Below are 13225 nucleotides of genomic sequence, written 5' to 3' on the forward strand. Positions count from 1 at the left end.
TTTGTTTTTAATCAGCATCAGGATTGTACAGCAGCTGCCTGAATTCAAAATCATATAAAGTCAACTGTCGCATCTCATAAAAGGCTGTCCAATAATCCCTCAAAGACTGGATGTAAGCCCTTCGGTTTTGGTCTTTTTCCTGCTGCGCAATATTCAGGTCAGTAATGGTCACATTTCCATTTTGGTACCTTCGCAAGGAAATCTCATAGCGTTTTTCCGCCACCTCATCAGAAAGTTCGGTGATTTTAAGCCTGTCACGCAGCATGGCAAAATTCTTAACTTTCGTAAAAATCTCCTGCTCAAAATTGATGATATCCTGTTCGACGGTATATTCCACTAATTGCTTGTTTGCCTGTGCCTGACCCATTCTTGCTTTATTTCTTCCCCAATCGAGAATAGGGATCGAAAAGCCGAGGTTTATTAGGGTCTGTCTGTTGGGATCCACATAAATATCTCCCCAAGTCAGGCCTGCATTATTGAGACCGTAACTCGCATTCAACAGGACATTGAAGCGCTGTCCCCTTGCCTGTGCCAGATCCGATTCAGCTTCCAGTTTTCTCCGGTCAAATCCCATGGCATCTGCCCTGTTGAGAAAAGCAAACTCGATTGCCTCCTCCACTTTGATATCGATTGGGACGATCACATTGGGCGGAATGAGGGTCAGTTCAGAAGTCTCGTTGAGCCCAATGTAGGATTTGAGTCTAAGGTTGTTGGCCTCTAGGTCCAACTGGGCCTGGGCGAGATCTTGTCTCGCCTGCAAAACCTGTAACTCTACCTGAAGGAGTTTGTCTTCATATGTGGTCCCGATATTGTACCTCCCCTGCTCGATTTTGAGGATTTCCTGTGTATTGCTCAGGTTTTTTGTCGCAATCTCCAGATTGACTTGAGATACCAAAAAGTCAAAAAACAAAGCAGTTACAGTCATTCCGATCTGTTCCATTTCCTCCACATATCCCCTCTTACTTTCCTCAAAAATCAGAGGTTCAATTTTTCTGTCCCATTTCAGGGGATTGAAAGCAAAAATAGGTTGCCTCAACCGGACATTGACAGGAACACCACTCCATTGGGTCTGAGGAGAAGTGACCGGAGCCAGAAAATTATCAAACCTGTTGGTGGAGGAATTGATGGAAATATTGCCACCGGTAGCGGCTATTTCTTGTTCAATACCCAATTCCAAATCCATGAAGTTTTGCCTCACTTCTCTAAATTCGATGGTTCCGTCTGGTTGGGTGACATTGTTGAATGCCTGTGAAAATCCCGGGATGGTACCGCTCAGCCTGAGTTGGGGATTATAATTGGATTGGTAAAAACGGTAATTCCAATACCTGTTTTCTTTTCTCGTCTGTGCCCGTAGTGCAGCCGGAGACCTTGCCTTGGCCCTTGATACCATCTCCTCGAGGGTAAATGTTACTCTTTCTTGGGAATAAGAATGGATGGGAAAACCAAACATCCAAACAAGTAAAATACTCAAATAATAATGTTTACTCATACCTTAAAGAAGTTATTGGATCTTGCATTGCTGCTTTTCTTGCCGGGGCGATTCCAAAAATCAATCCGACAGTAGCTGCGACGCCAAATGATAGGACGATGGAGGGAAGGGTGATGATGGTCGGAAAATCCCCAAAAGTAGATACCAAATGGGCCAATAAAATCCCCAATATTACGCCTATTATCCCTCCTGAAATACTGATCATGACGGCTTCAAACAGAAACTGATTGACAATATCGGATTTTTTTGCTCCCAACGAAAGCCTTAATCCTATTTCCTTTATTCTTTCCATCACAGAGGCAAGCATGATGTTCATAATCCCAATACCTCCCACCAAAAGTGAAATGCCTGCTATTGCCCCTAGGACAATATTGAAAATATTCTGCGTCCGCTGCTGTTGTTTGAGCAATAGCTCAGGGATGGTAATTTCAAAGTCCACCACATTCATATGCCTCCTTTCCAAAAGCTTTGAAATCACTTCTGCAGTGGGATTGAGGGATTCACTCTCTACCACTTGAACTACTATTTTATCTATCTGATGGTAATTGGGGTCAACAGAAAGGGAGGCAGACTCTTGATCCATCACCCCTGCACCTGTGACCAAATCCCTGTTTTTGAACCGGATCAACATCGTCTGAATAGGAACATAGACATCCATATTGAAATCCCGGATACCCAACTTGGAAATACTCTGCTCTGATACCAACCGCTCCTCCATCACGCCAATGACTTCAAGCCATTGGTTTCCACTTTTTATCATCTTTCCGATGGGGTTTTCCTTAGAGAAAAATTTGGTTTGAACGGATCTTCCGATGATACAGACAGGATCGCCGTTGAGGAGGTTCATTTCCGAAAACATTTTTCCTTCTCGAAGGTGAAAATCCAAAACTTCAAAATATGCCGGCGTGACACCGACAAGTTTGGCAGACCTCCTGACCCCACTCTTGACAAGATTCGTTTCCAAAACTATTTCAGGACTGATATTTTTGATTCCAGGGATGGTTTTCACAATGGATTCTACATCCGAAAGCTTCAATCCCGGGGAATACTTTCCTTTTTCTTCTTCAAGATCAGAATCCTCCGCAAGGTTTTCTTCCACCTGATTGACCACAGGTGTAATGACAATATTGTTGACACCAACCAATCTGATCTGTTCGAGGATTTCCTGCTGTGCGCCATTGCCGATAGCGAGCATTGCAATCACAGCCGCAACTCCAAAAATAATCCCCAAAGCCGTCAGCAAGGATCTTAATTTATTGGCAAGGACTGCTTCAAGTGCAATTTGGAAATTAGCTAGTAATCTTTCATTACGATCGAAAATTGGACTCATAAATATAGGTTAGTTATTGACAGGCCTGATTTGATAATCCTGCTTCATGGTGGAATCCGCCCTAGAAATCACATAATCTTCGCTCCGGTTTCTTTTTCCGTCCAATTCTGCCAATAAACTGATACTTGTATCCTGAGACCATTCAGGTGTGGAAAGAAAAATACCCTGTCCTTCTTCCAAGCCCATCTCAATAATGACGTCATTGGAATTTGCCAAACCTAATTTTACTTCCTGTTTTTTGCCGTTTTTAAGATAAACGTAATTGATACTGTCACTTTCGACATTGATGGCCTCCAAAGGAACATAGACCACATCGCCTTTTTCTTCTATCAAAATCGAGTTGCTTGTAGTCATGGCAGGTCTAAGGAGCACGTCACTTTCATTGACCCTGACCAACACCTCAAATACCTTCGCATCTGAGTTTGGTCTTTGCTGCCCAACATTGGCTACCTGGATCACCTGACCTGACAGTTTTTTGTCAGGAAAAGCATCCAACCCGATTTGCACAGTCTGACCGACTTTGACCTTTCTGATATCCACTTCATTGATGTAGGTGATGCTCTGCATGGTACTAAGGTCGGGGAGTGTAGCCACCACAGGATCCCATGAACTGATCTGTGAGCCTTCCTTGACTTTTCCGCCCCTTCCCTGACGGTAGATGACCATGCCGTTTTGTGGCGCGAGTACAGTGAACTTTTCCAAAGCCTCCTGCATTTGGGACACTTCCAGTTCTGCCTCTCTCAACCTTGCCGATACCTCGACCATTCTTGCCTTTTCTTGAAGCGTCTTGATCCTGTACCGCTCTTTGGCCTGCTGCAGGTCACGGATGGCCTTTTGGTAATTGTATTCGTTTTGTTTGATGATTGCAGGCGGTTCATATTGGGACTGATCCAAGACAAGCTTCTTGGCGCCAACTTCATAATCCAGGTTGATCAGGTTATCCCTTTCCAACCGCAGTACCAAAGAAGTATCCAATTGGGTTTGTTCAAAAGCCGCACGCGTCTGTTCCAAGTCAAGCCTTCGGTCCTCAAGGCGTCCAAAAAGTTCTGTTTTGTCCAGTGAAGCAATGAAGTCGCCCTTTTTGACCACTGTGCCCTCATCCACCATAGTCTCAATAGTGAAGTTTCCTATTCTATATCTTCGCGCTTCAATAGGCCCGAGTATCTCAATGGAATTGAGCGCCTGCAATTCTCCTGAGGAGGTGATTTCGACCTTGAATTGGCCTTTTTTGACTTCTGACAATATTTCAAAGCCTTCTTTCTTTCCGGAGGAAAAAAATAGCCAATACAGTGCAATGAGCCCAACAAAAATCCCTAATCCTATATAAATATTCTTCTTTTGCATGGTTGGTAAGCTATTTTGGTTATTTCAAAGTTAGCCAAAAATAGGCTCAAAATCAGGCCAATAAGCATGCTATAAAGCCATTAAAGTAATTTTTAATTAATCCTGCGGACAGAAAGAGAAAACCGAAAAATTGAAATGGTTTTGATAAATTGCGCGCTTATTGGGGAAATAAAATCCCAAAAAACCGAGCAAATCCAGATATGAAGTCATTGATTAGTTTTATTATCCGATATATTCCAAGAAAATATTTACAGCTAGTTTCCCACTTTTTTCTAAGAATTATGGCGGTATTTTATCAGGGAAATCAGGTGACTTGTAATGTCTGTGACCATTCTTTCCGGAAGTTTTTGCCTTATGGGCGAAAAGGACGGGACAATGCACTCTGCCCAAACTGCCTTGCTTTGGAAAGGCATAGGTTGATGTGGTTGTTTTTGCAGCAGAAGACCAACTTTTTTACGGATAAACTCAAAGTGCTCCATATCGCTCCCGAGCTTTGCTTTATTGACAGGATGGAAGCCATGAAAAACCTCGAATACATCACAGCTGACATTGAGTCTCCCTTGGCCAAAGTTAAAATGGATGTCCATCAGATCCCATTTGAGGCCAATACTTTTGATGTCGTATTCTGTAACCATGTCATGGAACATGTCGACGACGATATCCTCGCATGCAGCGAAATCAACCGCGTGCTCAAACCAAACGGTTGGGGAATCATCCAATCCCCGGTCTATGACATTCCCGAGACCATCGAAGACAAAACCATCACCGATGCCGCTGAGCGCGAAAGACTCTTCGGCCAAAGAGACCACGTCCGAAAATATGGGCATGACTACGCCAAGCGCCTCAGTCTATCAGGACTCGATGTCCAAGAAAACCTTTTTGTCAAAACCCTTGATCCTTCACTTGTAGTAAAAAATGCTTTACCGGAGAATGAGGTTATTTTTTATTGTAGAAAAGGGAAGTAAAGGATGAAGGATGGGAGAATGAGGGGGAATTTGGAGTCCAGAAATAAATCCGTGCTTTGTTTAATGAATTCCTAAACCTATTCAACCGAAATGCCACCTAAGCCAATAAGATATATCTCTCCCTTTTGAAGTTGTTCATAGATATTCAGCGTTCACAAAACGTGAACAAGATTTTTTATGAACAAAATGTTTATAGACATTTAACTGATTAGAAATTTAAACGACTTGAATGTTCCTTCCAATCCGAAACATGCCCTGCCGGAGAATGAGGTGATATTTTATTGTATAAAAAGGAAGGAAGAAAGAGATCAATTAATTTGGAAAAAGCTTAACCGTAGTTAATCGATGTTTAAAGATTTCGACATAAGTATAGATTTGTAATTCTTTTCTTTTAAAAAGTTTGGTAATTCTTTGACTTTGGAATATTTTGATTTAGTGTACAAATCAAACAACTGATCTTTTGCCACCAATGTAATTCTAGAAATATCATATTTTTTTGCAACGTTTTCAATTTCAATTAGCATTCTTTTGGCAATTCCCATTTTTCTAAAAGCATTGTCTACAGCAATAAATATAACATACATTGATGAGCCATTAATATTGAAATGTAATGGGAAATTTGAAATCTCTTCAAAATTTTCAAACTTCTTCTCATTCCAAATTACAGTTTCAATATACCCAACAATTCTATTAGTTTTTTTATGTTTTACAACTAAAAACCCATCATTAAACATTATTCTTCTTTGGTTTAAGGTCAATTCAGAAGCAGCATTTCCTAATTCTATATCAATTTCAATTTTATATACATTTTTAATGTCATTTTCAGTGGCTTTCGTTACCATGAAAACATCTTTTCTTCCTCTAATACTAAATTCAATCTTCTTTTCTCCCCTTTCCGCAAAAAGGGTTTGAGGAATGCTTCCTTCGAAATAAAAAATCACTCCATCATTATTTATAGAATTATCATATTTATGATAGTAGGTGATTGTATTATCTTTTTCTATTTTTTTGCTTGGAATCAACTGCTCAACTACTCTCTTCTCTTTAACAAAAAATAACTTTGTCATCAATAACTCTCTCGGAAAATTTAAAGAAATTTCAACATTTCTTATTCCTTTAATGCTCCAATGATCTGTATCCCCATTCAGATTCATTGTTTTATACCAACAGAAATAGTGTTTTAGAACAAAACTCTCTTTTGGTAGTACATGACTGTTTAAGAATATTTTAAAAACTTTTATATTATTCATATCCTTTTCTATCGCTGTCTGGAGTTTTTCATTTTGTTCATCATAAACTACAAAATTCATTACAGTAGCATCGTGAAACCCATCCGCTGTGGTGGTAAATTTTAAGGACTGAACAGGTTCATCCGATTCATTAACACCTTTCTTTTCATATTTTGCAAAATAATTACCCTCAATATCAATTCTAGCAAAATACTTAATTGAGTTTATTGAAACTTGTTTTTGCGATTGATCAATGTTTTCATAAATCCTTTCAATAATATTAGATTTTAATAAATCAGAATTATATGAGAATTTATTAATATCCTCTGTCAAAAATTTAATCCAATTTTCCTTCATATGCATTGGAAGGAAATATTCGCTATGCGATTTATAGCTTTCAGAATTTAAAACAAATTTTTTGTTGTCTAAAGGGATATCTGTAAAACCAACCTTTCCCGCTTCACCACAATCCTTATCAATAATTATTCTAGTAAAACTAAGGAACCATTCCAACGATCCATGATCATTTTTTAATTTACTAAATTGTTTTCTTTTAATGAAAGGTCTAAAGTCTGTGTTCTCGTTCAATATTGAACCACAGAAAATAATTTTATCAAATTTAATGACATCATATTTTTTCATTGCTTGATAGATTATGTAGGTACCAAAGCTATGAGCAATTACAGAAGGTGGATATTTAGAATCAATAAACTTGTCATTATAGAAGTTGCAAAAATTTGTAATTATTTTATCTCTATGTGATTTCCTTAAAAATTTCATAAAACTAAAATAACCGTAATCAAAATAAAAAACTTCAATTTTATTGTCCTTGAATTCTTGGAAAGTTGGTATTGATTCGTACCATCTGTGTTTTCTTCTAATTCCGTGAACCGTAATTAATTTCATTTATTAATTTCTCCTTTAAATATCCTAATTAATTGACTTGACAATAATATTTTATTCAAACCACCTAAACATAAAACTAATACCCTAAAAATCCAACCAGCTTTCCTGACTATATGCGTTTAAAAAGTTAATAGGATATTACCCTCTAAAAACCTTCTTCACCCATTCAGTAATCAATCCTGCGCCATAGCTGCTCAACTGCCCAAAAGCAGTAAAAACAGAAAGCAATCCTACCCAAGGTGATTTGTTTATGAAAGTAGAATGAAGGAAAACAGCTAATATCCAAAGCGCATAAATATACAAGCCTGCAGAAATGAAAATCGAAAGAGCGGGAAACCAATAACCAATAACCATCAACCCAATAACCATTATCCAACCAAGTAAAAATCCTGCCGGCATCAGATGCACCAACTTCACCGCATCCGGATGGTAACGGCTGACGTTGATTCGGTTTTGGCCAAAGGAATAACTCTGTCTGAAAAAGCTCTGCCAGGTGTTTTTTCTCTTGTGGTACACAAAAGCTTCCTCCACCAATTCCAACCTGAAACCTGACTTTTTGAGCCGCATACTCAGCTCGATGTCCTCTCCACGGTTTGGGTCTAGAAAACCTTTGGTCGCCTCAAATGCCTTTTTGGATAAGCCCATGTTGAATCCACGGGCTTGGTACTTGGATGGATCTTTTAATTTCCCCCTGATTCCCCCCGTAGTCAGGACCGAAGTCATGCTATAGTTGATGGCTTTTTGGAAGTCGGAAAAGTTCTCCTCCGCGGCATCCGGACCACCATGGGCATCGAGCTTTCGGGTTTTGATGGCTTTATTCAAAACCTCAAAGTATTGAGAAGGAATGATGCAATCAGAATCAAAAAGCACAAAATAATCGCCTTTGGCCAGATTCATCCCTAAGTTCCGGGCAAAGCCTTGGGCAATATTTTCAATCCAAAAATAACGAACTTGGAGTTCTTCTTTGAAGGATTCTGCGACAAGCTTGCAGGGATTATCAGATCCATCATCCACAATAATCACCTCAAAATCTGTAAAAGTCTGTAAAGTAAGACTTTGAAGTAATTCCCTGATTTCATCGGGGCGGTTATACACCGGTATGATTACCGAAAAAACCATCAATCTTTGAAATTCAGTTCGGAGTCAATATTGTAATCAGATTTTCGGCTGCTGTTGGAGGTCATCATCTCTGCGAGAAATCCTGTCAAAAACAACTGAACACCCACAATCAATGCCACCAATGCCAAAAAGAACAAAGGCTGTGCGGTGATTTCCCTTACTGCTCGACCTTGATAAAGTCCATAAATTTTTTGAAAAATAAGCCAAGAAGTAATGAAAAAACCTGCCAAAAAGGATACTGTACCCAAGGTCCCAAAGAAATGCATGGGACGCTTTTTGTACCTGTTGACAAATGAAACAGAAATCAGGTCGAGAAACCCGTTCAAGAATCTTTCCCAACCAAATTTGGTATAGCCATATTTTCGTGGTCTGTGTTCGACGACTTTTTCTCCGATTTTGGAGAAACCTGCCCACTTTGCAATCAGAGGAATATAGCGGTGCATCTCTCCGTAGAGGTGGATATTTTTGACGACTTTTCTGTCGTAAGCCTTAAGCCCACAGTTGAAATCATGAAGTTTTATACCTGAAATCACACGGGTCACCCAATTAAAAAATCTTGAAGGAACGGTCTTGCTGATCGGGTCATGTCTTTTCTTTTTCCAGCCGGACACAATTTCAAAACCGTCCCTGACGATCATGTCATACATTTCGGGGATTTCATCCGGACTGTCCTGCAAGTCCGCATCCAAGGTAAAAACCACATCTCCTGTAGCTTTGCTGAAACCAATATCTAAAGCAGCTGATTTGCCATAATTCCTGCCAAAACTGATCCCTTTTACAAAAGGATTGAGATTTGCGAGCTTTTGGATTTGGTCCCATGAACCGTCGTTGCTGCCGTCATTAATAAAAATGATTTCATAAGAAAAGCCGTGTCCTTCCATGACACGGCATATCCAATTGTGTAATTCTGCAAGTGATTCCTGTTCATTAAAAACAGGGATAACTACTGAGATTTGGGTCATTTCTGTTTAGTAGTCCAATGATTTGTCTCTTTTCTTCAATATCGCTCCAAGGATCAATGCTATGATAGCATATACGATCACGATAATCCCGAAGGCCTTCAACTGTCCGACCATGGTATAGCCACTTTCAAGATTGCTCCTGATTTCATCAATCTGTTCGGATGTCATGGAGTCAGCAGCACCAAAACGCTCCAGCATCGCCATTTGGGTTTCCATCTGACTTTCAATCAATACACCCGGAAGTGCGGGATCCACCACATGGTATAACAGTTGGCTACCCAACATACTTATAACTCCTGATACAACCATTGCAATGAAAGCGAAATTAAAAGCAGTGCCAAAAGGCATAAAACCTCCGATTGAATTCCTGTATTGGATACCAAAGTAAATGATCAAGCCGATATACAATACTAAAATCCCGATACCTACATACCATGCGACCAACAAAGTAGGGTCAATAAAATAAACGATGTAAGTAATTACGATTGAAATAATCCCCAAGATCAATCCTGAATTGAGTCCTGCTTTGAATGGCGATTCTTGATTTTCCATATAGTTTAAAGTTTTGTTCTCCTTAAAATTATTGAAATAATGATTGTAAAAAATAAACCAGGCAGGATTTTCCAAATAAAATCATTCATTGCAATATCCAAAGCCGTCATTGCCTGTATTTTTTCATAGGTAAAGTCAAAAGATTCCTGACCTAATTGTCCCACGATCAGCTCCTCGTTGGTTTCCATCACGGCAACTTTTGCGGCTTTGATTTCTTCAAAGAATCCAGGGCTCAAAGACAATACCAACCATATCCCCAAGCCCGCGACTATCCCTATCATGGTATATATCAAAAACCCTATGGTCATGCCGTGGGCAAAGGAAAGCTCTCCGCCATTGATGTCATTCCTGAAATACCGGATTCCCAAAAACAAAAATATCGGAATCAGCACATAGCCAAAGAGCATGCTGAGGTTGGTGGCATCAAATCCGATCCATTTGAACAGCAGAAAAGCGAGGACACAAAAAACACCCCCGATTAATCCAAACAAGTACGTAGATCCGAGATAGCGCTTCATCTAGATTTTGACAAAACGGCCTTTGTTGATGACAAATTTAACTTTCCCTTTCAATTCAGTATTGAACCAGGGCATATTGGCAGAAAGTGATTTATTTGATTTTTGGTCAAAAACCCAATTTTCTTCCGGGTCAAAGACCGTAATGTTATCCATTTTGGAAAGTTCATTTTGTAAAACCTTTGCCGGCCCTTCCGTAATTTTGGAAATTAGAAGGGGCCAAGTGAGCTCTTCGGCCAATTTTACCATCCCTGGCAAGAAAGTCTGCAAACCTGCCATGCCGAAAGCTGCCAAATCAAATTCCATAAATTTGGAATCAAAATCCTGCGGCTGATGATTGGAAACAATTGCATCAATGGTACCATCTTTCAGGCCTTTGATTAAAGCTTTCCTGTCTTCTTTTCCTCTGAAAGGAGGCATCACCTTTAGGTTGGTATCGAAAGAAGCCATGTCCTCGTCTGAGAACAACAATTGGTAAAGAGAAACATCAGCAGTGACATTCAGCCCTTCTTTTTTTGCTTCACGGATTTTATCCACCGCTCCTTTGGTACTGATGGTCTGCAGGTGTAATTTTCCTCCTGCATATTTGAGGATCTCAAGGTTGCGGTGGACGGCGATTTCTTCCGATAAATTTGGAATTCCTTTCATCCCAAGCCTTGTAGAGGCGACACCTTCGTGCATCTGCCCAAAAAGTGATAGGTACGGATCATAAGTCTGGTCAAATAACAGCCCTCCAAATTTCTGCAGGTATTGCAAGATCTTCAAAAGACGGTCAGGATTGGAAATAGGATGAGTCCCGTCTCCATAAACAAAAACCCATTCGTGATGCAAATCAAGGATATCAGTAAAATCTTCTCCCTTACAATCTTTGGTTGCCGCTGCCTGAATCACCAAATCCGTAATCCAGCCAGAGGCTTTGGACTGCACATATTGGACTTCATTCTTGGTTTGGATGGCAGGTTTGGTATTGGGCATCAACACGGCTTTGGTAAATCCGCTAACCGCAAGCAATTCTCCGAGACTGTCCAAGGATTCACGGTATTCTTCCCCAGGTTCGCCTGACATACACCTCAGGTCGATCCATCCCCTAGAAGCAAAAAAAGTCGAACAATCGATGGTTTCTTTGATTTTCAACCCAGAATCACCATTGTCTTCTACGATTTCAGAACCTGTAAAAATGTAATTTTTGGGAGGGTGGATCCTTTGCGGGTCTATTAACCTGAGCGATTGGAGCAGTACGGCCATAAAGGTTATTATTTGTGCAAAACTGCAATAATATTCCAAAAAATGAAAGGAAAATCAGCTTGAGGATATGTAACCGTTTCAAAAAGGCGAAATAGGAGTATGATTCAAGGACCTGTTGGATCGGCTATTTTTTTAAAGGAAAGATTGAATCAATGCGAATTTCATTTTTGGGTCAATCCCAATAACTCCAACAATCTTTCATTTTCAGGATGTGTGAAAAACTGATCAAATTCCAGGTAATATCCGCCAGGATCAAAACCGACAAATCCTTTGAATTTGCCATCAGGGCTGACCTCGAGGCTATCTTGTCTCAAAGGAAATACATTATTGTTTCTGACGTAGTCAAACCATCCCTCCACATCCTCGACCAAAAAAGAAACATTCACGGCCTTGGTTTCTGAAAAAGTATGCATGCCACGACGTTCGTCCACGAGGCCGATATAGCCTGTCTCCGACACCTGATATACTTTGGCCCAACCCTGATCCACGATCAACCTCAGGCCCATGATTTCCTCATAAAACTTTTCCGCTTCAAGCATGTCTTGGTAATAGGTCCAAGTCACCGCTCCGTAAAAACCCAATCCAGCTGCCACACCTTCCGAAAACGTAGGCAAAGCAGGATATTTCCTCATCTGAGGTACTAGCCATTCGTTTTCTTCGTGTTGCTTAAACATTTCAAATTCCAGCAGATAACCTTCCGGATCGATGGCGACAAAACCATCATGTGCATTGTTTTCTTTGGGTTTGTAAGTGTATTTGATCGGGACATTTTTGCTTTGGAGGTACTCGTACCAATCAGGAAGTTGGTCGGTCAGCAAGGCAATGGCTACAGTCTTTGGTTCGGTGGCTTTGTGCATACCTTTGGATTCATCCACCAAAGTCAGGAAAGCATCATGGGAAATCCTGAAGGTAGCCGCAAAACCATAATCCGAAACCATTTCCATTCCCAAAGTCTCATGATAAAATTTCTTGGCTGTAGCCAGATCCTTGTAATACAAAAAAACATTGGTACCCAAAACCCCAAAATCTGGCAAAGTCCTGAATTCTGTGTTTTTGGCCAAAAGCGAATTGATGTGGTGGTTTGGATAGCCTAATAATCTCCCAAAACGACGGGCTTCAGCGATACTGTTACTCCCCTCCATAATTGTTTTTTTCAAATCAAGGTATGCCTCCAAAGTATTCGGCTTGTGGAATATCATGACTTCTTTTCCCTCTGCAACAGACTCGGGAAATAGCATTGTTTTGATGAGATCCGACTCCCTGAATACCTCAACCCCATAACCTTTAGCAATTTCCTGCGCATCTGTCCACAAATTCTCAGCTTCATCGGTGGTAATGGGCTCACTCAATGCAATTGGCTTGACATCTGCTGCTACCATTTCCGCCATGGCAGCTATGTTTCCGAGGTGTTTCTGATGGCTTGTTCCCTTTTGATCTTGACAAGAAAAAGAAAACAAAACAATGGCTAATACTAAGATTTGGTTTTTCATATTGGAAATTGAAGATGTAGGGAATTGCCGAAGGTTAAACTTAGCCTGCCAAAACTTAAAGTCAAAAAGCTGATAAAAA

At 40.2% G+C, this 13225-nt stretch carries 11 protein-coding genes; 1 reads left to right on the forward strand and 10 read right to left on the reverse strand.

Annotated elements, in window-relative coordinates; genetic code table 11:
- Positions 1 to 7 precede the first annotated feature (7 nt).
- The 3 genes from NK987_RS17170 to NK987_RS17180 are packed head-to-tail and all read right to left on the reverse strand — an operon-like array spanning position 8 to position 4163.
- A complete protein-coding gene (locus NK987_RS17170; RefSeq protein WP_259264857.1) occupies positions 8 to 1489 on the reverse strand; it encodes a TolC family protein in 1482 nt (493 codons plus the stop codon).
- Entirely contained in the window at positions 1482 to 2819 is a 1338-nt protein-coding gene (locus NK987_RS17175) for an ABC transporter permease (RefSeq protein WP_259264858.1), read from the reverse strand. The genes NK987_RS17170 and NK987_RS17175 overlap by 8 nt, the downstream gene beginning before the upstream one ends.
- A 9-nt stretch (positions 2820 to 2828) precedes the next feature.
- A complete protein-coding gene (locus NK987_RS17180; protein ID WP_259264859.1) occupies positions 2829 to 4163 on the reverse strand; it encodes an efflux RND transporter periplasmic adaptor subunit in 1335 nt (444 codons plus the stop codon).
- A 200-nt stretch (positions 4164 to 4363) separates the two neighbouring features.
- On the opposite strand from NK987_RS17180, the gene NK987_RS17185 reads away from it, so the two are divergent.
- Positions 4364 to 5128: a class I SAM-dependent methyltransferase gene (locus NK987_RS17185; RefSeq protein WP_259264860.1), complete on the forward strand. Its 765-nt coding sequence runs from the start codon at positions 4364 to 4366 to the stop codon at positions 5126 to 5128.
- A 338-nt stretch (positions 5129 to 5466) separates the two neighbouring features.
- Here the strand turns inward: NK987_RS17185 and NK987_RS17190 are convergent, their stop codons facing one another.
- The 7 genes from NK987_RS17190 to NK987_RS17220 all read right to left on the reverse strand — a co-directional run bounded on the left by NK987_RS17190 (position 5467) and on the right by NK987_RS17220 (position 13146).
- The gene (locus tag NK987_RS17190) at positions 5467 to 7263 is read right to left on the reverse strand and encodes a GNAT family N-acetyltransferase (protein WP_259264861.1); all 1797 of its coding nucleotides are present in this window, start codon (positions 7261 to 7263) and stop codon (positions 5467 to 5469) included.
- 138 nt (positions 7264 to 7401) lie between these two features.
- Positions 7402 to 8382, reverse strand: a complete 981-nt coding sequence (locus NK987_RS17195) for a glycosyltransferase family 2 protein (RefSeq protein ID WP_259264862.1) — start codon at positions 8380 to 8382, stop codon at positions 7402 to 7404.
- A complete protein-coding gene (locus NK987_RS17200; RefSeq protein WP_259264863.1) occupies positions 8382 to 9344 on the reverse strand; it encodes a glycosyltransferase family 2 protein in 963 nt (320 codons plus the stop codon). Before NK987_RS17200 ends, NK987_RS17195 begins: the two co-directional genes overlap by 1 nt.
- A 6-nt stretch (positions 9345 to 9350) precedes the next feature.
- Positions 9351 to 9896: a DUF4199 domain-containing protein gene (locus NK987_RS17205; protein WP_259264864.1), complete on the reverse strand. Its 546-nt coding sequence runs from the start codon at positions 9894 to 9896 to the stop codon at positions 9351 to 9353.
- A gap of 5 nt (positions 9897 to 9901) precedes the next feature.
- A complete protein-coding gene (locus tag NK987_RS17210; RefSeq protein WP_259264865.1) occupies positions 9902 to 10414 on the reverse strand; it encodes a DUF4199 domain-containing protein in 513 nt (170 codons plus the stop codon).
- Positions 10415 to 11656 (reverse strand): dihydroorotase, encoded by a 1242-nt coding sequence (locus NK987_RS17215; RefSeq protein ID WP_259264866.1) that lies wholly within the window; start codon positions 11654 to 11656, stop codon positions 10415 to 10417.
- A gap of 161 nt (positions 11657 to 11817) precedes the next feature.
- Complete coding sequence (locus tag NK987_RS17220) at positions 11818 to 13146, reverse strand: VOC family protein (RefSeq protein ID WP_259264867.1); 1329 nt, start codon at positions 13144 to 13146, stop codon at positions 11818 to 11820.
- Positions 13147 to 13225: the final 79 nt, after the last annotated feature.

Source organism: Aquiflexum gelatinilyticum, from assembly GCF_024813435.1.
GTDB lineage: Bacteria > Bacteroidota > Bacteroidia > Cytophagales > Cyclobacteriaceae > Cognataquiflexum > Cognataquiflexum gelatinilyticum.

What these genes read in the sequence shown, in the direction of transcription:
- NK987_RS17195 (WP_259264862.1), bottom strand. Translation starts at nt 8,382, where the DNA reads ATGGTTTTTTCGGTAATCATACCGGTGTATAACCGCCCCGATGAAATC.
- NK987_RS17210 (WP_259264865.1), bottom strand. Translation starts at nt 10,414, where the DNA reads ATGAAGCGCTATCTCGGATCTACGTACTTGTTTGGATTAATCGGGGGT.
- NK987_RS17180 (WP_259264859.1), bottom strand. Translation starts at nt 4,163, where the DNA reads ATGCAAAAGAAGAATATTTATATAGGATTAGGGATTTTTGTTGGGCTC.
- NK987_RS17205 (WP_259264864.1), bottom strand. Translation starts at nt 9,896, where the DNA reads ATGGAAAATCAAGAATCGCCATTCAAAGCAGGACTCAATTCAGGATTG.
- NK987_RS17220 (WP_259264867.1), bottom strand. Translation starts at nt 13,146, where the DNA reads ATGAAAAACCAAATCTTAGTATTAGCCATTGTTTTGTTTTCTTTTTCT.
- NK987_RS17185 (WP_259264860.1), top strand. Translation starts at nt 4,364, where the DNA reads ATGAAGTCATTGATTAGTTTTATTATCCGATATATTCCAAGAAAATAT.
- NK987_RS17175 (WP_259264858.1), bottom strand. Translation starts at nt 2,819, where the DNA reads ATGAGTCCAATTTTCGATCGTAATGAAAGATTACTAGCTAATTTCCAA.
- NK987_RS17215 (WP_259264866.1), bottom strand. Translation starts at nt 11,656, where the DNA reads ATGGCCGTACTGCTCCAATCGCTCAGGTTAATAGACCCGCAAAGGATC.
- NK987_RS17170 (WP_259264857.1), bottom strand. Translation starts at nt 1,489, where the DNA reads ATGAGTAAACATTATTATTTGAGTATTTTACTTGTTTGGATGTTTGGT.
- NK987_RS17190 (WP_259264861.1), bottom strand. Translation starts at nt 7,263, where the DNA reads ATGAAATTAATTACGGTTCACGGAATTAGAAGAAAACACAGATGGTAC.
- NK987_RS17200 (WP_259264863.1), bottom strand. Translation starts at nt 9,344, where the DNA reads ATGACCCAAATCTCAGTAGTTATCCCTGTTTTTAATGAACAGGAATCA.